The organism is [Acidovorax] ebreus TPSY (assembly GCF_000022305.1).
GTDB lineage: Bacteria > Pseudomonadota > Gammaproteobacteria > Burkholderiales > Burkholderiaceae_C > Diaphorobacter > Diaphorobacter nitroreducens.
The window spans coordinates 1,244,928-1,265,543 of sequence record NC_011992.1; the positions used below are offsets into that span (position 1 = coordinate 1,244,928).

General features: G+C 63.1%; 15 protein-coding genes, 3 tRNA genes and 2 pseudogenes. 12 read left to right on the plus strand and 8 right to left on the minus strand.

The features are described from left to right. The first annotated feature begins 21 nt into the window (after positions 1–21). The 5 genes from pgsA to DTPSY_RS05965 all read left to right on the plus strand — a co-directional run bounded on the left by pgsA (position 22) and on the right by DTPSY_RS05965 (position 3,463). A complete protein-coding gene (gene pgsA / locus DTPSY_RS05945; RefSeq protein WP_015912838.1) occupies positions 22–588 on the plus strand; it encodes a CDP-diacylglycerol--glycerol-3-phosphate 3-phosphatidyltransferase in 567 nt (188 codons plus the stop codon). Between the two features lie 405 nt (positions 589–993). Continuing rightward, positions 994–1,266, plus strand: coding sequence for an HU family DNA-binding protein (locus DTPSY_RS17920; protein ID WP_011805814.1), 273 nt, complete (start codon positions 994–996; stop codon positions 1,264–1,266). Between the two features lie 14 nt (positions 1,267–1,280). Further along, positions 1,281–1,356: transfer RNA gene (locus DTPSY_RS05955), tRNA-Val, on the plus strand. A gap of 59 nt (positions 1,357–1,415) precedes the next feature. Beyond that, positions 1,416–3,338 (plus strand): SurA N-terminal domain-containing protein, encoded by a 1,923-nt coding sequence (locus tag DTPSY_RS05960; RefSeq protein WP_015912839.1) that lies wholly within the window; start codon positions 1,416–1,418, stop codon positions 3,336–3,338. 49 nt (positions 3,339–3,387) lie between these two features. Beyond that, positions 3,388–3,463 (plus strand) — tRNA-His (locus DTPSY_RS05965). 207 nt (positions 3,464–3,670) lie between these two features. Here the strand turns inward: DTPSY_RS05965 and DTPSY_RS18365 are convergent. From DTPSY_RS18365 to DTPSY_RS17930, 5 genes and pseudogenes are all read right to left on the minus strand, one after another. Further along, positions 3,671–3,955, minus strand: a complete 285-nt coding sequence (locus DTPSY_RS18365) for a hypothetical protein (protein WP_148215361.1) — start codon at positions 3,953–3,955, stop codon at positions 3,671–3,673. An 812-nt stretch (positions 3,956–4,767) separates the two neighbouring features. Then, positions 4,768–5,664 (minus strand): annotated as a pseudogene (gene tnpC, locus DTPSY_RS05970) (IS66 family transposase); the annotation flags it as partial. Positions 5,665–5,744: 80 nt separating this feature from the next. After that, entirely contained in the window at positions 5,745–6,077 is a 333-nt protein-coding gene (gene tnpB / locus DTPSY_RS05975; RefSeq protein WP_015912732.1) for an IS66 family insertion sequence element accessory protein TnpB, read from the minus strand. After that, entirely contained in the window at positions 6,074–6,412 is a 339-nt protein-coding gene (gene tnpA / locus DTPSY_RS05980) for an IS66-like element accessory protein TnpA (RefSeq protein WP_015912731.1), read from the minus strand. Before tnpA ends, tnpB begins: the two co-directional genes overlap by 4 nt. A gap of 488 nt (positions 6,413–6,900) precedes the next feature. Beyond that, positions 6,901–7,203 carry a hypothetical protein gene (locus tag DTPSY_RS17930; protein WP_088887115.1) on the minus strand — a complete coding sequence of 101 codons (303 nt, stop codon included), beginning with the start codon at positions 7,201–7,203 and terminating at the stop codon, positions 6,901–6,903. A gap of 373 nt (positions 7,204–7,576) precedes the next feature. Between DTPSY_RS17930 and hsdR the strand changes: the two genes are divergently transcribed. The 5 genes and pseudogenes from hsdR to DTPSY_RS17940 all read left to right on the plus strand — a co-directional run bounded on the left by hsdR (position 7,577) and on the right by DTPSY_RS17940 (position 12,226). After that, complete coding sequence (hsdR, locus tag DTPSY_RS05985; protein ID WP_015912842.1) at positions 7,577–10,060, plus strand: EcoAI/FtnUII family type I restriction enzme subunit R; 2,484 nt, start codon at positions 7,577–7,579, stop codon at positions 10,058–10,060. 99 nt (positions 10,061–10,159) lie between these two features. Continuing rightward, positions 10,160–10,900 (plus strand): annotated as a pseudogene (locus DTPSY_RS05990) (type I restriction-modification system subunit M); the annotation flags it as partial. A 268-nt stretch (positions 10,901–11,168) separates the two neighbouring features. Then, a complete protein-coding gene (locus tag DTPSY_RS18525; protein ID WP_187148600.1) occupies positions 11,169–11,321 on the plus strand; it encodes a restriction endonuclease subunit S domain-containing protein in 153 nt (50 codons plus the stop codon). A gap of 96 nt (positions 11,322–11,417) precedes the next feature. After that, on the plus strand, positions 11,418–11,837 hold the full coding sequence (locus DTPSY_RS18370; RefSeq protein ID WP_015912843.1) for a hypothetical protein: 420 nt from the start codon (positions 11,418–11,420) through the stop codon (positions 11,835–11,837). A 128-nt stretch (positions 11,838–11,965) separates the two neighbouring features. Further along, entirely contained in the window at positions 11,966–12,226 is a 261-nt protein-coding gene (locus DTPSY_RS17940; protein ID WP_238526575.1) for an integrase core domain-containing protein, read from the plus strand. A 205-nt stretch (positions 12,227–12,431) separates the two neighbouring features. Here the strand turns inward: DTPSY_RS17940 and DTPSY_RS06005 are convergent. The 3 genes from DTPSY_RS06005 to DTPSY_RS06015 all read right to left on the minus strand — a co-directional run bounded on the left by DTPSY_RS06005 (position 12,432) and on the right by DTPSY_RS06015 (position 16,412). Beyond that, positions 12,432–12,508, minus strand: a tRNA-Arg gene (locus DTPSY_RS06005). 210 nt (positions 12,509–12,718) lie between these two features. Then, positions 12,719–14,539, minus strand: coding sequence for a M14 family metallopeptidase (locus DTPSY_RS06010; protein WP_015912844.1), 1,821 nt, complete (start codon positions 14,537–14,539; stop codon positions 12,719–12,721). Positions 14,540–14,675: 136 nt separating this feature from the next. Beyond that, on the minus strand, positions 14,676–16,412 hold the full coding sequence (locus DTPSY_RS06015) for a DEAD/DEAH box helicase (protein WP_015912845.1): 1,737 nt from the start codon (positions 16,410–16,412) through the stop codon (positions 14,676–14,678). Between the two features lie 256 nt (positions 16,413–16,668). Here DTPSY_RS06015 and ettA point away from each other — a divergent pair, with 256 nt between their 5' ends. Together ettA and DTPSY_RS06025 are read left to right on the plus strand one after the other, a co-directional pair. After that, a complete protein-coding gene (gene ettA, locus DTPSY_RS06020) occupies positions 16,669–18,330 on the plus strand; it encodes an energy-dependent translational throttle protein EttA (protein WP_015912846.1) in 1,662 nt (553 codons plus the stop codon). Positions 18,331–18,387: 57 nt separating this feature from the next. After that, the gene (locus tag DTPSY_RS06025; RefSeq protein ID WP_015912847.1) at positions 18,388–20,616 is read left to right on the plus strand and encodes a DUF1631 family protein; all 2,229 of its coding nucleotides are present in this window, start codon (positions 18,388–18,390) and stop codon (positions 20,614–20,616) included.

Below are 20,616 nucleotides of genomic sequence, written 5' to 3' on the forward strand. Positions count from 1 at the left end.
CGCGTGCCACAATTGGCACCCATGTTTTTCACTATTCCCACCATCATGACTTGGACGCGCATTGTCGCGATACCCTTGATCGTGGGAGTGTTCTATGCGCCGCTGGACCCTGCGATGCGCAACCTCATCGCCACGGTGATGTTCATCGTTTTTGCGGCCACCGATTGGCTCGATGGGTTTCTTGCACGCAAGCTCAACCAGACCTCCGCGTTCGGGGCGTTTCTGGATCCCGTGGCTGACAAGTTCTTGGTATGTGCGTCGCTATTGGTACTCGTGCATATGCAACGTGCCGATGTGTTCGTGGCACTCATCATCATCGGCCGCGAAATCGCTATCAGTGCCTTGCGGGAATGGATGGCGCAGATCGGGGCGAGCAAGAGTGTGGCCGTGCACATGATCGGCAAGCTCAAGACCACGGTGCAGATGATTGCCATTCCTTTCCTGTTGTATGACGGGCAGTTGTTTGGCGTCATTGACACGGGTGTGTGGGGTACCTGGCTGATCTGGGTCGCCGCAGTGCTGACGGTGTGGTCCATGGTTTATTACCTGCAAAAAGCACTGCCAGAAATTCGTGCGAGAGTCCGTTAAGTTTCTTGCTACTGCTGGGAGAGCCTTGTGTCAAAAGGGTTCATTGCTATATATAACATAGCAGGCAATCCGTGCCCACATGGAGAAGGCTGGTGGCGGCAACTCGGCACCGCAGGGAGAAAGTGCTTGTCAATAAGGAATGCGCCTAGCGCGCAAGGTCGAAACAAAAGCGGTGCTCGAATCCGGGACGGGGATCAAATACGACTAGAATTCGCTCCCATGCTGTCGCCCACGCGGTACGTCTTATTGACACCCTACAGTGCGATGGCTTTAATCTGACACAGCAATTTCTGACGCTGCTTCAGTTCCCTCCGCCTCTGCCTTTCGGACCGCTTCCGTTGCAGGGGGCGCGGAGGCCAGATTTGCATAAAGACATTCATCCACTCTTTTCCCGAGAGGCTTCTTGTGAATAAAACCGAATTGATTGAGCACATCGCCAACAACGCTGATATCTCCAAGGCTGCAGCTGCGCGCGCACTGGAGTCCACGATCGAAGCGGTTAAGAAGACTCTCAAGAAAGGCGGCACGGTGTCGCTCGTCGGTTTCGGCACATTCGCCGTCGGCAAGCGCGCTGCGCGCACTGGTCGTAATCCCCGCACGGGCGCTACCATTAAAATCAAGGCTGCTAAAGTTCCAAAGTTCCGTCCAGGCAAAGCACTGAAAGATGCTTTGAACTGATTGTGAAATATGGGGGGTGCTTAGCTCAGTTGGTAGAGCGGCGCCCTTACAAGGCGTAGGTCAGCGGTTCGACCCCGTTAGCACCCACCACCCCATTCAAAGGCGAACGCAAGTTCGCCTTTTCTTTTGCAGCTGTTGAAAGATTGACCATGTTCGAATCCATCCGCAAGCACTCCAAGATCGTCATGTTCTTGTTGTTCTTGCTGATCATCCCGTCGTTCATCCTCGTGGGTATCGACAGCAACTATTTCAGCGGAGGAAGCCCGGTGGTAGCGCGGGTCGATGGCAAGGACATCACCCAAGCCGACTGGGACAACGCTCACCGTATGGAGAGTGATCGAATCCGCGCTCAGTCGCCAGGTATCGACGCCAAGCTGCTGGATTCACCGCAGGCACGCTATGCCACGTTGGAGCGGCTGGTGCGTGACCGCGTGCTGCAAGTCGCGGCGCAGGACATGCACATGCTGACCAGCGATGCGCGGTTGGCACGCGAGCTGCAGAGCATTCCGCAGATAGCGGCGTTGAAACGAGCTGACGGCACGCTGGATGCCGAAGCCTATCGCGCTCTGGCTGGTGCGCAGGGACTCACCCCTGAGGGGCTTGAAGCACGCATCCGCCAGGACCTGTCGGTCAACCAGGTCATGGGCGGTGTCATGGGGTCGGCGTTCAGCGGCCCGGCAGAAGCACGTTTGGCACTGGATGCACTGTTCCAGCGCCGTGAAATCCAGATCGCCCGTTTCAATGCTTCGGCGTTTGTGTCCAAGGTCGTGGTGACGGATGCCGACCTGGAGGCCTATTACACCGCCCATCCTGCGAAATTCCAGCAGGCTGAACAAGCGTCAGTGGAGTATGTGGTGCTTGACCTTGATGCCGTGAAAGCGGGAATCACGCTCAGCGAAGATGACCTGCGCACCTATTACAAGGAAAACCTGAATCGCCTCGCGGGCAAGGAGGAGCGCCGGGCAAGTCACATACTGATCAACGCCAGCAAGGACGCCCCTGCGGATGCGCGCACCCAGGCCAAGGCCAAGGCGGAGGAACTGCTCGCGCAGGTACGCAAAGCGCCGGGCAGCTTCGCGGAGATTGCCAAAAAGGAGTCGCAGGACCCGGGCTCAGCACCGTCCGGCGGTGACCTCGGTTTTTTTGGCCGGGGAGCCATGGTCAAACCCTTTGAAGACGCCGTTTTTTCCATGAAGAAGGGGGAGATCAGCGACGTAGTGGAAACCGATTTCGGCTTCCACATCATCCTGCTTTCCGATATCAAGACTCCGCGCCAGCCCAGTTTCGAGGAGCTGCGCCCCTCGCTCGAGGCAGAACTCAAGCAGCAGCAGGCCCAACGCAAGTTCGCAGAAGTGGCCGAGGCGTTTGCCAATGGTGTGTATGAACAGGCGGACAGCCTGCAACCCGTCGCCGACAAGCTTAAGCTCAAGATTCAGACGGCCGACGGGGTTACCCGTACTCCGGCTGCCGGTGGCGCGGGGCCGCTTGCCAACGCACGCTTCCTGGAGGCGCTGTTCCAGTCGGACTCGCTGCAGAACAAGCGCAATACCGAGGCCATCGAGATCGGTACAAGTGTGCTGGCAGCCGGCCGCGTTACGGCATACCAGCCCGCCATGACGCTGCCGCTGGACAAGGCGCGCGACCAGGTGCGCGCGATCTATATCGCCGAGAAGTCCGCTGAACTTGCGCGGCAGGAAGGCCAAGCCAAACTGACCGCTTGGAAGGCCGCGCCGGATGCAGCCTCCGGGTTGACTGCTGCGTTGACGGTGTCGCGGGACCGGCTGCAGGATCAGCCTCGTTCCGTGGTGGATGCCGCCTTGCGTGCCAATGTGGACCAACTCCCGGCCTGGACAGGTGTGGACCTTGGTGCGCAGGGCTATGCCGTGGTGAAAATCAACCGCGTCGTTCCCCGGGACGGTGTGGACGACGCTCGTGCGCGTATGGAGCGAGAGCAATACTTGCAATCGTGGGCGTCGGCCGAGGCGCTAGCGTATTACGATTTGCTCAAGCAGCGTTTCAAGGTCCAGATCAAGGCCCCCCGACCGGTGGCCCAGGCAGAGCTACAAAACTAAGCCGGTTACCTCAGAGGGTAGATTTATCAGGCTATAATTCAAGGCTACGGTGGCTGTAGCTCAGTTGGTAGAGTCCAGGATTGTGATTCCTGTCGTCGTGGGTTCGAGTCCCATCAGCCACCCCAAGTAAACAAAGGAAACCCTGCTATCAATACGGTAGCGGGGTTTTTTCTTTTCCGACCGATGTAAGGGCGGATGTAAGACGATTTCGGTAATCCATCCCCAGCCCCAGCAACAAAAAGGCCCACGGCGGGGGCTTCGATTGCCTTTTTTCTGGACGGTTAGCACTGGCGCGCTGTACCGTCGGTCACCACTTTCGGGGATGCAGACTTTCAACCGGCCCCTTCCCAGTGCGGCAGCGTCACCGCCTCGATAACTTCGCACACCTCCACATCAAGCGTCAGGCTTGCCGGGTCAGCAGCAGCGCACGCTTTGCGCAGCCGGGCCTTTGCCTGGGCCTCGGCCTTGCGGGCATTGTCCAGCGTCCGCGATGCCATCGCATGCTGTGGGTGTCGCCAATCAGGCACACGCCGGGCCACCTCGATACGTGTCAGCCGGGCGCGATTCCACGCCAGCGCAGCAGCGGCCACAGCTTCAAGTAGTGCAGTCTGATTCATTGGTGCGGTGTCTTTCACTTCGCTTTTGCATGGCAGTAGGGCAGCAGCGCCACGGCGCAGGCCATGCGCAGGCGCAGCGGTAAGGCGGGGTGATTCATGGCGTTTTTGAGCCATTGCAGCGGGTCGTTTGTCTCGGGCAGGCTATCTATCAACCGGGGACGATTGCGGCTGCCTGGGGGCCTCCCAGCGCCAGGACGGGCACCTCCCGCATTGCGGCGCGGCCCTCCGCTACGTCCTTTGATTCCGGCCATTTGCTGATTCTTTCTACAGGGGGGCTTTTTTCTGCGCGTGCGATTACCGGCGGTATCCAGTCGAAGGGGCTCTAGACTTTTTGCCGTACCCCCCTAGCGCCCCTGCACAGCGAACCATGCAGGGGCAGTGCCGCCTTACGGATGCGCGCCCGTGCCTCAATCGGCCAGGATGCCCACGTCAGCAGGTTTCGCCAAAGCCTTCACCGCAGCATCACGCGTGCGGCGTGCGGCGACGTGGCCGGCCTGCTCGGCTGCGTCGGTTGTCGTTTGATTGGTGCGCGTGTATTCAATGGCATCGCGCAGCCACGCGGGCGCATATCCTCCGTCCGGGCTGCTGGTGTCAAAGTAGTTCACGCCACGCGGCAGGAATGCCAGCGAAGGCAGGTGCGTGCTGCTGTAGCCCGCTTGCTCGATGGCTTCGCGGTATTGCCGCTCGGCACAGTTCGCGGCGTGCAGTTCCTCGACTGCCTTGATGATGCGTGCCACCAATGCCACATGCTCGGTGACTGCGGCACGGCAGACATGGTGCGAATGCTCGCCACGGATGCGCGTCACCTCGGCGCGCTGGTGTTCGCCCGAGCGGGATTCGCAGAAGTCGTAGACCACAGCCTTGATGCTCTCGAAGGCCCCCGGCGCATAGGCCCAGAGGTAGGCGCGGTGCGTCTTGCCATCGCCGGGCTTGAGCATGGCCACCGGCGTCTCATCGGCGTGTAGCACCCGGTGGCTGAGGATCTCGGTCTTCAGGGCATCGACCAGCGGCTGCAGCCGCACCCCGCAGGTGCCCACCCACTGCGCCAGGGTCGAGCGAGGGATGGCCAGGCCAGCGCGGCCGAAGATCGCCTCCTGCCGGTACAGCGGCAGGTGATCGGCGTACTTGCCCACCAGCACCTGGGCCAGCAGGCCGGTGGTGGGGATACCTTTGTCGATGACGTGCGCCTCGACCGGCGCTTGTTGAATGGTCTCGCACCGGGCGCAGGCCCACTTGCCGCGGATGTGGCGCTCGACACTGAAGACGCCGGGCACATAGTCCAGCTTCTCGGCCACGTCCTCGCCCACGCGTTTCATCTGGCAGCCACACGCGCACGTGGTGGACGTGGGTTCGTGGCGGATCTCGCGGCGTGGCAGGTGCGCCGGCAAGGGCATCCGCTTGGCCTGTCTCTTCTCGGGGGTGGCCGGTGCTTGCGTCTGCGCCAGCGCGTCGATCTCGCTGGCCACGGCCGCCAGGTCCGCTTCGATCTCGTCGTCGAGCAGGCTCTTCTGCTCAGGGCTGAAGCGCTCTGATTGGGCGGCGAACTTCATGCGCTTCAAGAGCGCGTTCTCGTGCGTGAGCTTGTCGATGAGGGTCTGCTTGAAGGCAAGCTCCTGGTCCTTGGCAGCAGCGGCTTGCAGCATGGACAGCAGCGCCGAGCGCAATTGCTCGGGACTCAGACTATCCAGGGATTGCGGCTCTACGACCATGGGCATGACTGTGCCAGCGCCGGTAACGCCACGCCATTGGCACATGCACCGATTGGCAGGCCGCATGTCAGCGATCAGATTCAGAGCACGGTGATGAGGCCACCATCGCCCAGGCGCTGCCAAGGCAACCCGAGCACCAGAGCGTCGAACTGCGAGCGGCTGAGCGTGGTGGTCAACGCACCGTCACGCGGCCAGACGAACTTGCCGCTGTTCAGGCGCCGCGCCGCCAGCCACACCCCAATGCCGTCGTGCACCAACACCTTCATGCGGCTGGCTCTCCGGTTGGCAAACAGGTAGGCGTGATGCGGACGCGCAGCACCGAAGACGGCCACCACACGGGCCAGCGCGGTGTCTGTGCCGGCACGCATGTCCAGCGGCTCGGTAGCCAGCCACAGGGCGTCGATGCGGATCACTTGAGCAGGTCCCGCATCCAGGCCGCGCAGTGCTCGGCCGCGCAGACCGGCCAGGTCAGCGAGATGCTGGTAGCGCCACGGCGCAACTCGATGCGGATGTCTGGGGCCGGCGCACAGCTGGGCGCAGGCAGCGTCACCGGCACGAAGGTGGGAACTTGCATATCTGTGCTGGGGGCATGGGCCAGTCGGCGCCATTTGTGCACGACGTTGGCGTTGATGCCGTGCGAGAGCGCCACGCTGGCCACCGATGCACCGGGCTGGGCGCACTCGGCCAGGATCTGCTGCTTGAGCTCGGCGCTGTGGCGCCGACGGGTCTTGTTCTGGGCTTCGGTCATGGTGTCCACCTATCTGGTTTGGTGGACACCATCGTTGCCGCTTACGCCGCCGCCCTCAAGGGTGGGATGACCGTGCGCTTACAGTGCAAAGGCACTACAACTAGCACAAAGGATGCCCCATGCCAGCAACCCCCGCCCCTCAACCGGTCCCGCCCGTCCCGCCAAATCCCGGCGAGGTGCCGCCGCGACCTATTCCCATTGATCCGCCCGACAATACGCCGCCCATCGAACTGCCCGGTGACCCTATGCAAGAACCAAGCTAGTGGAGCCTGCAGGTGGTTTAACCCGGTAAGTTGGCTGGTATTTCCTCGTTGGGCTGCCGCGGTGGCGAGGTCGGTGGTGGGGCCGGTGGCAGATCACCGGGCGGGCGCGGTAAGTCGTCTGGCACAGTGTGCAGCGGGTGTTCTGTCGGGTCGTGGGGCGTCATGGCGTGAATCCTGGGAAGGGGCGGGGGTACCAAAGGTTGCTCTGCACAGTCGCACCGCACACTATCCTCCCGCCCCTTGAGGCAGATAAGCTGGCATGCGTTGGTGGGGCTCCCGAGGCTTCTTGAGCGGTGTCACACGTGGAATGGGCCCCGCAGGGTCGAGGATCAACCGCGAAGGTATACCCGCAGTTGCGGGAGCCAGCTCGGCTTCCAGCCGTGCAATGCGCTGCCGGTACATCCGTGCCAGTGCAGCATGGTGTTCGGCAGCGTTTTCGTGTTCGAATGCCGCCATTCGCGCTTCATTCAGGCTGGTCTCGAGACGGCGGGCATACATGGCAGCGGGATCAAAGAGGCGCTTGAGCATGGTCTTCTCCTGTGAAGGGGTAACAAGACCATAGAGCGCGCAACGCGCTGTAGAGTGTCGGACGGCGTCCCGCATTTCCGCCCGACAGTGGCACTTCGGCCGCAGAGAGACGTCTTCTCCAGGATGCGGAGGCACACTCGAAGCCCGGAGGAGTTCACATAACGCCTTGAAAGCCGCACAGGCGCTACGTTTCGTACTTTCGATTTTGAAAAGTACCATCATTTTTCGGTGCGTCTCCTTTGTGGCGCTTAGGACACGCTATGAGACGGCTTTAATGGTAGTGATTCTTTCGGTGGTCTCGGGCAGGGGCGGTAGTATCCGGTAACAACCACACGCCGCCTTTGCATGCACTGGGGATGGTGCGAACTGCCGAATGGATAAAACCAAACTCTCCGAAAGCGACATTTGCGAAAAGTTCATCCGGCCGGCCATGGAGCAGGCGGGCTGGGACGGCATGGACCAGATCTACCGGGAGTACCCGTTGCGCGCGGGCCGTGTGGTGGTGCGCGGCAGGCAGGCCCAGCGCGACAAAAGCACCGTGCTGCGTGCCGACTACGCCCTGTTCTTCAAGGCCAACATCCCCCTGGCCGTGGTGGAGGCCAAGGACAACCAGCATGCCGTGGGCGCAGGCATGGGGCAGGCCATCCAATATGCCGAGCTGCTGGGCGTGCCGTTCAGTTTCGCCAGCAATGGCGATGGCTTCGTGTTCCGTGATGCCACGCTGGCCGATGGTGTGCTGGAGCGCAACCTGACTCTGGAGGAATTTCCGTCACCTGCCGAGCTGTGGAGTCGCTACTGCGCCTGGAAGGGCTGGTCCGCCGAAGAAAGCCGCATCGCCGGCTTTGACTACGCCCCCAACAAGACCCCGCGCTACTACCAGCTGAACGCCGTGAACCGCGCTGTCGAAGCCATCGCCGCAGGGCAAGACCGCGTGCTGCTGGTCATGGCCACCGGCACCGGCAAGACCTATACCGCCTTCCAGATCATCTGGCGCCTGTGGAAGAGCGGCGCCAAGAAGCGCATCTTGTTCCTGGCCGACCGCAACATCCTCATCGACCAGACCATGGTCAACGACTTTCGCCCCTTCAAGGGCGCCATGGCCAAGCTCAGCCCCAACGCCAAGGGCGTGGAGCGTGTCGATGCGCAGGGCGCGGTGTCGGTCGAAGACGTGGACTTGGCTGTCAACAAAACTACCAAGCTGGTGGACAAGAGCTACGAGATTTACTTGTCGCTGTACCAGGCCGTCACCGGCACCGAGGAAGAGCGCAACATCTACAAGCAGTTCAGCCCCGACTTTTTCGACCTGATCGTGGTGGACGAATGCCACCGGGGCAGTGCAGCCGAAGACTCCGCTTGGCGCGACATCCTCACCTACTTTGCCGGCGCCACGCAGATCGGCCTCACCGCCACGCCCAAAGAAACCAAGGACGTTTCCAACACCGACTACTTCGGCGAGCCCGTCTACACCTACAGCCTCAAGCAAGGCATCGAAGACGGCTACCTGGCGCCGTACAAGGTCATCCGCGTCGATCTGGACAAAGACACCTTTGGCTGGCGCCCCACGGCGGGCATGACCGACAAACACGGCCACGCCATCGAAGACCGCATCTACACCGGCGCCGACATGAACCGCAAGCTCGTGCTGGAGCAGCGCGACGCCGTGGTGGCCGCCAAGATCACCGAATACCTCAAGGCCACCGACCGCTACGCCAAAACCATCGTCTTTTGCGAAGACATCGACCACGCCGCGCGCATGCGCCAAGCGCTGAGCAACGCCAACGCCGACCTGTGCGCCACCCAGCCCAAATATGTGGTGCAGATCACCGGCGACAACATCGAAGGCAAGCTGGAACTCGACAACTTCATCGACCCCGAGAAAACCTACCCGGTGATCGCCACCACCTCCAAGCTCATGAGCACCGGGGTGGATGCCCAGACCTGCAAGCTCATCGTGCTGGACCAGACCATCAAGTCCATGACGCTGTTCAAGCAGATCATCGGCCGTGGCACCCGCCTGCGCGAAGACCTGGGCAAGACCTGGTTCACCATCCTCGACTTCAAGCGCGCCACTGAACTGTTTGCCGACAAGGACTTTGATGGCGAGCCCGTGCAAATCTACGAGCCGGGCAGCGGGCAGCCCGTGGCGCCGCCCGAACCGGCAATGCCAGGCGACATTCCGGGCGACGCAGGCACGCCCGGCGGTGCGGCAAACCCTCTGGACCCTCTTGACCCCCTGAACCCTCTTGGCCCCTTCGCGGGCGGCGGTGGTGCGGGTGCCGGCCCCAAGAAATATGTCCTCGGCAACAACGTCACCGTGTCCGTGGCGCGCGAGCGCGTGCAGTACCTCAACGCCCAGGGCAAGCTCATCACCGAAAGCCTGCGCGACTACACCCGCATCAACCTGCGCAAGCAATACGACTCGCTCGACCAGTTCCTGCAGGCCTGGCAGCAGGCCGACCGCAAGGCCGTGCTCCTGCAAGAGCTCGAAGGGCAGGGCGTGCCGCTGGAGGCCTTGGCCGACGAGGTAGGTAAAGACCTCGACCCATTTGATCTGCTGCTGCATGTGGCCTATGACCAGCCCCCGCTCACCCGCCGCGAACGCGCCCGCCGCGTGCAAAAGCGCAACGTCTTCACCCAATACGGCCCCGTGGCCCGCAAGGTGCTCGACGCCCTGCTCGACAAATACGCCGATGAAGGCATCGCCACCATCGAGAGCAACGAAGTCTTCAAGCTCCAGCCCTTTACCGATCTGGGCAGCCCTGTCGAGCTGGTGCGCAGCTTTGGTGGCCGCCCCCAATACCTCAGCGCACTGCAGGCGCTGGAGCAAGCGCTGTACGCTACGCACCCGGCCCACTAGCGGTGTGCCGCTGAGTACCGCCAAATACTCCTGATTTGATAGCTGCTGGCGCTTGATAGATAAGCGCTAGACCCTGTTTTTGCGTAAATCCCGCGTTCCATGTCCAACCTCACCCCCGTCATCAAATCCATCCAAGACATCATGCGCCAGGACTCTGGCGTGGATGGCGACGCGCAGCGCATCAGCCAGCTCACCTGGCTGCTGTTCCTCAAGGTGTTTGACGCGCTGGAAGAAGAACTCGAACTCACCCGCGACGACTACCAAAGCCCCATCGCCGAGCCTCTGCGTTGGCGCAACTGGGCGGCCAATGCGGAAGGGATCACCGGCAAGGAGTTGCTCGACTTCATCGACCAGGATCTCTTCCCCGCCCTCAAGGGCCTGAGCGCCGATCCACAACGCAACCCGCGCGGCTACGTGGTGCGCGGCGTGTTTGAAGACGCCTACAACTACATGAAAAGCGGCCACCTACTGCGTCAGGTGGTCAACAAGCTCAACGCCATCGACTTCAACCGCCAGGCCGAACGCCACCAGTTCAACGACCTGTACGAAAAGATCCTGCGCGACCTGCAAAGCGCAGGCAACGCGGGCGAGTTCTACACCCCCCGCGCCGTCACCCAATTCATGGTGGACATGACCAACCCCCAGCTGGGCGAAAGCGTGATGGACCCCGCCACCGGCACCGGCGGCTTCCTCGTCTGCGCCATCGAGCACCTGCGCAAACAGGTGCACAACGCCGACCAAGAAGCCGTGCTGCAAAACAGCATTCGCGGCGTCGAGAAAAAGCAGCTCCCGCACATGCTGTGCGTCACCAACCTGCTGCTGCACGGCATTGATCAGCCTGGAGGCCAGCGAGCTTGCTGAGTATCGATTGATGCCAGGAGATTTGCTTATTTGTGAAGGCGGGTATCCTGGGCGCTGTGCAATATGGCGTGACCCCGATCGCGAGATGTACTTTCAAAAGGCGCTGCACCGGGTCCGTCCACGAGGTGGCATTGCGGTTGAATTAATCGCAATTGCTTTGGAGTCAGATTCAAGAGCTGGGAACCTAGACAAACACTTCACAGGGGCCACGATCAAGCACTTTGTTGGACAGGCGCTTGATCGGTACGTGCTTGCGCTTCCCCCACTCGCCGAACAATCCCGCATCGTCACCCGCGTCACCGCCCTGCGCCGCCTGTGCGCCAACCTGCGCCAGCGCCTGGCCGAACGTCAGTCCGTGCAGGCCCGTCTGGCCGAGGCGCTGGTGCAAGAGGTCGCCTGACCATGTCTTGGGTAGGCGAAGCCACGGGCCTGTGGGGTGTGCTCAGCAAGGGCTGGGACTGGTGGCGGGGCAGGCGCGACCCCCGTAGGGCCGGGTGTGGATGGTCCACTGTGTCTGGTCTATGAGGAAACCATCGAAGGGCTGGACGGCATGGAGCGGTCGCGTTACTGGCTGTTGGCCGATGGATGGACCATGGGCCATGCCCCCTGTGTGGAAAACCTGGCGGCCGTGGTGCATGTGGCGCAGCAGGCGGGTGTGCTGGTGGTGGGCAAGGAGTTGAGGGCGCCTGACCTGGTGCGCCTGCAAGAAGGCCAAGCGGTGGTGCCGGAACTGCTGCAGCGCACGCGGGGCAGTTGGTATCCCACCGATCTGGTGAACCCACCTCCCCAGCACGATTCGCCGTGGCGTCAGGCTATGTGGCATGGTGGGCAGGGTTTGTTGGCGCGGCCAGACACCGTCACTGCGTCCCAGGCCGCAACGCCTGCGGCAGAGCCTCTCGATCAGGCTGGGCAGTAGAGCTTGCGCACCTGTCGCGCAGCGGGAAATCGAAGACGGCCGAGTCAGCGCTGGAGCAGGCCCTGATCGCGCGCTTCGCCACGCTGGGCCGAGTACCCGAGCCGTTCCTGCTGCGTTCGGACAATGAGTTGGTCTTCACCAGCCGCAGCTTCACGGCCCTGGGAAGCTACGGACTGCGTCAAGAATTCATCACGCCGCACAGCCCTGAGCAGAACGGTCTGGTCGAGCGGGTGATCCGCACGCTCAAGTGCGTGCATCGGCATCGCTTCGACTCGCTGCAGCATGCCAGTCGCCTGATCGGGGACTGGATCCATTTCTACAACCACCGGCGCCCGCACCAGGCGCTGAACATGAGAACCCCCGCTGAGGCATTCGCATTAGCGGCATGACCTGTGACCTGTGACCTGTGACCTGTGACCTGTGACCTGTGCAGTTTCTGCTGGGTCAATACGGTATGTGGAGATGCCGGCAAAAGTACCAACTTTTTGTTGGTATGTCACGGTACGCGGTGAGACGGCTTGAGACAATAAAAACCCGCAACGCTAGGAAGTATGCGGGCTCTAAAAGGTCGTGAGATTGTGTGGAGGTCTGTTTTGGCCTGCCCGGAGGGACTCGAACCCCCGACCTATTGCTTAGAAGGCAATTGCTCTATCCGGTTGAGCTACGGGCAGATGATGCAGGTATGCGGTGCGCGCGGTGATGTGCGCGCTCGGAGTGCAGGATCATACAGGCGCCCGGAGCGCTTCCGCGCCAGCCTGCGCAGCCCATGAAATAGAAGACGGCATGCGGGTGCTGTGTATGATGCCAAATATGCCTTTAGCGCTTATCCAGCAAGCGCAAGCAGCTATCATTTAAAGAGTGGCCGCAGTCTGGCGTGCTCTTCAGTCCATCTCCTCAAACACCAGCGATGGAGGTGCCATGACCCGTGCCACATCGCCGAGCTGGCCGATGACATGGTTGGCGAAATAGCTGTTCTGCGTATCGGGCTCCAGCGCTGCCACGGCCAGATTGGCCAAGGGCTGGTTGAGAGACACGTAATAGCTGCCTCCCGGCACGTCGATGGCGCTGCGCATGGGGGTCACGGTGGCGCGGATGATCGGGCGGGCGCCAGGGATGGCTCCGCGCACGTCCTCTCGCTCGGAGCTCTCCCGGCTGGTTTCCTCATAGATGTCGGCCAGTACGGAGCCCGCTTCGGCGACGTGCATCACCTGGATGCCCAGCAGCTTCAGGCGCTCCACTGCATCCGTTGCGCCGCTTGCCAACCAATAGCCGCAGGGGCGGTGGCGTTTTTTGACAGGCTTGAGTTGCAGCGAGGAATTCCAATCCACGCGCAGGGTCCGGTCTGCGCCGGTCTGTGGGTCCAGCATGACCAGGTCGCGCTGGCCGGGGGTTTGCGTGGCTTCCACCACGATCTCGCCGCGGCATGCCCGGGAAGCAATATCCCGCGCTTCATAGGAGCGCACCTGCTCCAAGTCGGCGGCGCGGTCCACGGTGCTGCGCAGTGCACTGGTGAGGGCCGTCACCTGCGAGTGCACGCGCCGCTGGATGTGGGCGCGGCCAATGCCCACGCCGCGCGTTTCCACGAGCATGCTGACGGCGTTCTTCAGACCATTCACGTTGCGGCCGGTATCGGGTTGCGTCCCTCCCATGGACAGGCGAAGGTCTTCGGCGCGGGTCGAGGTGGTGTAGTACCACTCCTGGCTCAGGCCTTCCGCTTCCAGGGCCCTGATCATGGGGTGGTGGAACCATTCCAGAGCTGCCTTGGTCATGAATTCCGGCAGGTTAGCCGTCGTTGCGTGCTGCAGCAGCACGTCGTAGCGTTGGATGGCATGGAATTTCTCGAGGAACCGTCCGGTGACGGTGTATTCATGCGCATCGAAAATGGCGATCGGGCGATAGTTGCGCACCAGTTTGGCGAGTGCCTGGGCCTCCGGAGTCTGCAAAAGCAGGTGGTCCCGGTTCATGTCGATGCCGTTGGACGTGGCCCGCGTGCCGGCCTCGGCTCCGTCGGGATTCGCGCGGGGAACGACGATCACGTTGATGCGCTCCAGCATGGGCTCCAGCAGCCCTTGTGCCAGTTCGCGCGCCAGTACGAGCAATGCCTCGCTGCCGGCGGGTTCGTCGCCATGTTGCTGCCCAAGCAGCAGCACCGTGGGGCGGCGGCTGGCGTCCAGCGCGGCCACGTTGGTGCCAGCCGCGCGGGTCAGCACCAGGCCGTGCAAGGGTGTGCCGCGCTGCGATACCCCCAGGTCCAGCATTTGCACACGGGTCGTGCCGCGCTGCGCCGTGGCCAGATTACGCAGCCATTGGGTGAGTTCAGCGTTGGTGGTGAAAGCCTGGCGCCCCTCGGCGAGCCCCGGCGTTTCGTACCGCACGGAAGGCGCGGGAAAGCGTGCCGCGACAGCCGCGCTGTAGGGGAGCGCGGTGGAGGCCGGCTCGGTGGCCGGGGCGACGGGCGTTACCGTGACTGGGCTGGGCACGACTTCGCCACGCTGCACTGTTCCCAGCGGCGGCGGTACGGCGCGGGACGTTTGCGGACCAGTGGGCGTGGGGGGGGAGGACTGCGCGGGCCACGGAGGCAGGGGCGTGCTGGAGCAGGCGGACAGCAGGAATGCGCCCAGCAGCGCGGTAGCGCGGTGCCGTGCTGCGATTGCGGCGATTGGCAGCGCGTATGTGTGGGAGAGCAGATTCTTCGGCGTCATGGTGGGCGTGGCGGAAGTGGTGCTGGGGCGGATGTTACCCGGCAGCTTTGATGTCCTGCGCGTGCGGCGGGGTGGTCGGCTCAGGGGCCATGGAAAAAAGCCCGGCTGTGCCGGGCTTTCTGTTGTCGTGAAGGTCTCAGCGGCCGAAGCCGCCGCCGCGTGGGCCGCGGCCACCACCGCCGCCGCCGTTGCCACGGCCGAAGCCGCCCCGACGCCCGCGGTCCGCCATGCTGTCCACGCTGGTGCGCATGGGGTCCGGCTGGCTGGCACGGCCGCTGCCATGGCGTGGGCCGATGCCAATGTTGCCGAGCTGCGTGCCCAGGTGGGCGTTCTCGCTGCGAGGCTGGCTGTCGTCGAAACGGCGATTTCCGCCATTACCCCCGCCATTGCCTGCACCAGCCGGACCGCCGCGGCGGCGGCCACCGGCCGTGTTCTGCGGACGTTGCTGATCACGTGGGCCGGCAGGACGGCCCGCATTGCCTGCGTTGCCGCCGCGGCCCCCGCTGCCGTTCTGGCCCCCGGCGCGCTGCTGGCCTTCGCCCTGGCCACCGCCGCCTTGGCGCGAACCGCGCTGGCCGCCAGTGGCCGCCTTGTTGGTGCGGATGCGCTCCATCATCTCCTGGCGTGCCGCCTTGGCCGCTGCCTGCATGACTTCGCGGCTGGGTGGCTTGCCCGCGCCGCCCCAGATGGTCTGGCGGCCCATGGCGATGGGTTCGGCCTTCTCTCCCTCGTCCGGACCAAAGCCGTCGATCACCTGCACGGGGATTTCCTGCTTGGTGAAGCGCTCAATCTCCATCATGAAACCTTCCTCGTCCATGCAGACGAGGCTCACGGCATGGCCCTCGCGGCCGGCGCGGCCCGTGCGGCCGATGCGGTGCACGTAGTCCTCGGGCACGTTGGGGATTTCGTAGTTCACGACGTGCGGCAGGTCGTCGATGTCGATGCCGCGTGCCGCGATGTCGGTAGCCACCAGGGCGCGAATCTGGCCCGTCTTGAAGCCCTCCAGCGCCTGGGTGCGGGCGCTCTGGCTCTTGTTGCCATGCAGCGCCATGGCCGAAACGCCGTTCTTGGTCAGGTACTCGGCCACGTTGTTGGCGCCGAACTTGGTGCGCGTGAACACCAGCACCTGGCTCCAGTCGTGTTCCTGGATGATGTGCAGCAGCACCTGCTTTTTCTTGCCGCGCCCCACGGGGTGGATCACCTGGCTGATGCGTTGCACCGTGGTGTTGCGCGGGGTGACCTGGATGCTCTGCGGGTTCTTGAGCAGTGAGTTGGCCAGTTCACGGATGTCGTCGCTGAACGTGGCCGAGAACAGCAGGCTTTGCTTGGACTGGGGCAGCAGCGCCAGCACCTTCTTCACGTCGTGGATGAAGCCCATGTCGAGCATGCGGTCGGCTTCGTCCAGCACCAGGATCTCGACGGTGGACAGGTCCATGAAGCCTTGCTGCTGCAGGTCCAGCAGGCGGCCAGGGGTGGCCACCAGCACGTCCACGCCGCGCTTGATGCGTTCGATCTGGGGGTTCATACCGACGCCGCCGAAGATCACGGTGGAGTTCAGATCCAGGTATTTGCCGTAGCCGCGCACGGATTCTTCGACCTGCGCTGCCAGCTCCCGCGTGGGCGTGAGCACCAGGGCGCGCACACCCTTGCCGCCAAACTGGCTGCGTGGGGCTTGGCCTTCGGCCAGGCGGTGCAGCATGGGCAGCGTGAACGCGGCGGTCTTGCCAGTGCCGGTCTGTGCCCCGGCGAGGAGGTCGTGTCCAGCGAGGACGGCCGGGATGGCCTGGGCCTGGATAGGGGTCGGGTTGTCGTAGCCTTGTTCTTGCACGGCCCGCAAAATGGCCGGCGCCAGCTTCAGTTCTTCAAATGTCATGTAATTGGATGCGCCCATCCGGGGCGCTGGGTATCGGCCTGTCGCAGGCGACTTTACGGGCCGCCGAGCCAGTTTGTTAGGCAGATGATTGCAAGGGTGGGAGCCCGGAAAATTCTTCCTTCGTCCCCAGCTTGTCTAGGCTGATGCCGTGGGCAACTGGAGCCCAAGACGGGGTCTATTGTCGCATGCGCCGATAATCCGCGTTTGTGCGCAAAAAATTTTGGCGCCTTCTTCTGCCCGTTTCCTGAATAAATCCATGGCCCAATACGTTTTCTCGATGAACCACGTCACCAAGACCGTGCCGCCCAAGCGGCAGATCTTGAAGGACATTTCCCTTAGCTTCTTTCCGGGCGCCAAGATCGGCGTGCTGGGCCTGAACGGCTCCGGCAAGTCCTCTCTGCTCAAGATCATGGCGGGCGTGGACAAGGAATTCGAAGGCGAGGCACTGCCCATGCCCGGGCTGTCGATCGGTTACCTGCCCCAGGAACCCCAACTCAATCCCGAGCACACCGTGCGCCAGGCCGTGGAAGAAGCCATGGCCGAGGTGAACAACGCCAAAGCTCGCCTGGAAGAGGTATACGCTGCTTACGCGGAAGAGAATGCCGACTTTGACGCGCTGGCCAAAGAACAGGGTGAATTGGAGGCCATCATCGCCGCGGCCGGTACCGATTCCGAACACCAGTTGGAAATTGCGGCCGACGCGCTGCGTCTGCCGGCGTGGGATGCGGTGATCGGCAAGCTATCGGGTGGCGAAAAGCGTCGCGTGGCCCTGTGCAAGCTGCTGCTGTCCAAGCCCGACATGCTGCTGCTGGACGAACCCACCAACCACTTGGACGCCGAATCCGTGGACTGGCTGGAGCAATTCCTGCACCGCTTCAGCGGTACCGTGGTGGCGATCACCCACGACCGCTACTTCCTGGACAACGCCGCTGAGTGGATTCTGGAACTGGACCGAGGCCACGGCATCCCCTACAAGGGCAATTATTCTGACTGGCTGATCCAGAAGGGCAACCGTCTGGAAGCCGAGCAAAAAGGCGAGGAGGCTCGCGCCAAGGCTTTGAAGAAGGAACTGGAGTGGGTGCGCCAGAACGCCAAGGGCCGCCAGGCCAAGTCCAAGGCGCGTATTGCCCGCTTCGAAGAGCTGAGCGATTACGAATACCAGCGCCGCAACGAAACGCAGGAAATCTTCATTCCTGTAGCGGATCGCCTGGGCTCTAAGGTCATCGAATTCAAGAATGTCTCCAAGGCCTTTGGTGACCGCCTGCTGATCGACAACCTGAGCATGAACATCCCTGCCGGCGCCATCGTCGGCATCATCGGCCCGAACGGTGCCGGCAAGTCGACCCTGTTCAAGCTGATCGCGGGCAAGGAGCAACCTGATTCCGGTACCGTGGAAATCGGTCAGACCGTGAAGATGGCCTTTGTCGATCAGCACCGCGACGCACTGGCCGATGACAAGACCGTGTGGGAGGACATCTCCGGCGGGCTGGACATCATCAACGTGGGCAAGTTCCAAATGGCGTCGCGCGCCTATGCCGGGCGCTTCAACTTCAACGGCCAGGACCAGCAGAAGAAGGTGGGCAACCTGTCCGGGGGCGAGCGCGGCCGCCTGCACCTGGCCAAGACGCTGATCCAGGGCGGCAATGTGCTGCTGCTGGACGAACCGTCCAACGACCTGGACGTGGAAACCCTGCGTGCGCTGGAAGACGCGTTGCTGGAGTACGCTGGCACCGTGCTGGTCATCAGCCACGATCGTTGGTTCCTCGACCGTATCGCGACCCACATCCTGGCAGCCGAGGGCGACAGCCAATGGGTATTCTTTGACGGCAATTACCAAGAATACGAAGCTGATAAGAAAAAACGATTGGGTGAAGAGGGTGCGAAACCGAAGCGTATGCGCTACAAGGCCCTCAAATAAGCACTTACAGGTAGTAGCATCGGGCGGACCGCCGCCCATTCTTCGTCCGTCCCCACCATGTCCCTTTCCGCGTCCCGCGCCCGTACGGTTTTTCGCGCCTGCGTTGTCAACGCCGTCAGGGACAGCGAGGCACTGATGGAGGCGCTGGTGACTGGTACGCGCGAAGCGCTCACGGCGCAGGAGTCCTCCACCCGCGACCTTCACAAGCGTACCCAGATCAGCGATGCCTTGCGCCTGCTCAAGCAGCACGAGGCTTCGTTGCCCAAGGCCTACCCCATGGCCTTGCTGGAGATTTTTGCCGAAGGCCCCTCGGCCGCGAAGACGAGGGCCGGGCAGCCCGGCGGAATGGACCTGGGCGAGCTCGCCCTCATGGACGATGCCGACGTGCTGGTCCAGGTGGAGCTGTCGCGGGCACAGCAGATCGCCGCTCTGGCGACAGAGGCAACGCTGGCGGAACTCAACACGCTCGTCAGTTCGGCGCAGGGCCTGCACAGCGTGCAACCCGAGAGCAACCCTTTTCGCCCTGAGAACTACATCCGCGCGCTGCAGCAAGTGGTGAGCGATACCGGTGTAAGTGGGGAAGTGCGGCAGCTGTGGATGAGCCAGATGCGCGAACTGCTGGGCATGCAACTGGTAAGCGCCTATAAGCGCGCCGCCCAGAGCCTGCGCGAGCATGGCGTCGAGCCCGTGGGCTACGCGGTGGCGGGAGCCCCGGGTGTGCGCAGCGGGCATGGTGGTGGATATGCCCACAGTTCCCAGATGGGCGTGGGCTACGCGCCGCCCTCGGCCTATGGTGCGCCGGCCAGCGAATATGGTGCCGCGAGCGCCTATGGCCAAGGTTACGGGGCAGGCTGGGGAGGCGCCTCGGGCAACGTGGCCTTGGCGCCGCAGGCCGAAGAAGCGCTGCTGACGGTGGGTATCCTGCGCCAGATGCTGGCCGGTGGTGGTGACCCTTTCGCCTACGATGCACGCGGCGGCTATACGGCAGCTACTCCGGCCAACGCGTACGTCACGCCGGCCGCGGTGGAAGCAATGGAAGACATTGCGCAGCTGGAACGCATCGTGGGTCGTCTGTCGGGAGGGGCTGCGGTCCCGGTGACGGGCTGGAACGGCACCTCTGCACATGCGCCGGTGGCGGCACCCCCCACGCGGACGGCGCATGAGGTCGTGAGCCGCATGATGGACAACATTGCGCAGGATTCGCGGCTGCTGCCCCCCATGCAGCGTGCCGTGCAAAGCCTGGAGCCCGCGCTGAAGGAGTTGGTGCAGCACGACACGCGGTTCTTCACGGATGAGCAGCACCCCGCCCGGCGCCTGCTGGACGAGTTGACCCAGCGCAGCCTGGCATTCAACGCCGAGGATGGGCCCGCCTTCAGCCGCTTCATGCGGCTGGTGAACGAAGCCGTAGGCCACCTGGCTTCCATCGAGATCCGGGATGCCGCACCGTTCGCCCAAGTGCTCAAGGCGCTGGAAAAGGCCTGGACCGCGCAGGAGCGTCGCCAGCTTGAACGCCATGAAGCGCAGCAGCGCGAACTGCTCCAGCGGGAGCAGCGGGAATTGCTGGCCGAGAAGATTGCCGCCGACTTCCGCCGCCTGCCCGATGCGGACAAGGTACCGGCCGACCTGCTGGCCTTCGTGACCGGCCCGTGGGCGGATGTGGTGGCGCAGGCGCAAAGCAGCCAGCCCCAGGAAACCGGCGGAGATCCCGGAGGCTACCTGGCGTTGGTGCCGCTGCTGCTGTGCTGCGCGCAGCCCGAGCAGTTGCGCTCGGACCCGGAGCGCCTGGGCCAGGCCATTGCCGACATGGTGCCGGTGTTGGTGCGTGGGCTGGAGAGCATTGACCACCCGATCGAGCGTATTGCCGAAGTGACGCAGCGCTTAGCGCAGCTTCAGGGTGAAGCGCTGAACTACGCAGCGGCGAGCGTCTTCGGCGACACGCCGGCGGAAGAGGTCAGCCCTGAAACCCGCGCTGACGATGTGCTGTCTTCCGATACGGCCGCCGCGGCGGACCCGTCGATGGCCGGAGCAGTGGCTCAGCCCGCATTGCGCATCGGCCAGTGGGTGGAAATCATCACCAACCAGGGTGCGGTACGAACCCAGCTCACCTGGTGCAGCCCGCACAACACGCTTTTTTTGTTCACCGGAGCCGACGCGAGCACGCAGTCCATGACGCGGCGCATGATCGACAAACTGTCCTCCGACGGGGCATTCCGCCTGATTTCCGACCAGCCGGTGGTGGACCGCGCTTTGCGCGCCGTGCGCACCAAGCCGGCCAAGCTGCGCTAG

What these genes read in the sequence shown, in the direction of transcription:
- pgsA (WP_015912838.1), top strand. Translation starts at nt 22, where the DNA reads ATGTTTTTCACTATTCCCACCATCATGACTTGGACGCGCATTGTCGCG.
- DTPSY_RS05960 (WP_015912839.1), top strand. Translation starts at nt 1,416, where the DNA reads ATGTTCGAATCCATCCGCAAGCACTCCAAGATCGTCATGTTCTTGTTG.
- DTPSY_RS18365 (WP_148215361.1), bottom strand. Translation starts at nt 3,955, where the DNA reads ATGAATCAGACTGCACTACTTGAAGCTGTGGCCGCTGCTGCGCTGGCG.
- tnpA (WP_015912731.1), bottom strand. Translation starts at nt 6,412, where the DNA reads ATGACCGAAGCCCAGAACAAGACCCGTCGGCGCCACAGCGCCGAGCTC.
- DTPSY_RS17930 (WP_088887115.1), bottom strand. Translation starts at nt 7,203, where the DNA reads ATGCTCAAGCGCCTCTTTGATCCCGCTGCCATGTATGCCCGCCGTCTC.
- hsdR (WP_015912842.1), top strand. Translation starts at nt 7,577, where the DNA reads ATGGATAAAACCAAACTCTCCGAAAGCGACATTTGCGAAAAGTTCATC.
- DTPSY_RS06010 (WP_015912844.1), bottom strand. Translation starts at nt 14,539, where the DNA reads ATGACGCCGAAGAATCTGCTCTCCCACACATACGCGCTGCCAATCGCC.
- DTPSY_RS06015 (WP_015912845.1), bottom strand. Translation starts at nt 16,412, where the DNA reads ATGACATTTGAAGAACTGAAGCTGGCGCCGGCCATTTTGCGGGCCGTG.
- ettA (WP_015912846.1), top strand. Translation starts at nt 16,669, where the DNA reads ATGGCCCAATACGTTTTCTCGATGAACCACGTCACCAAGACCGTGCCG.
- DTPSY_RS06025 (WP_015912847.1), top strand. Translation starts at nt 18,388, where the DNA reads ATGTCCCTTTCCGCGTCCCGCGCCCGTACGGTTTTTCGCGCCTGCGTT.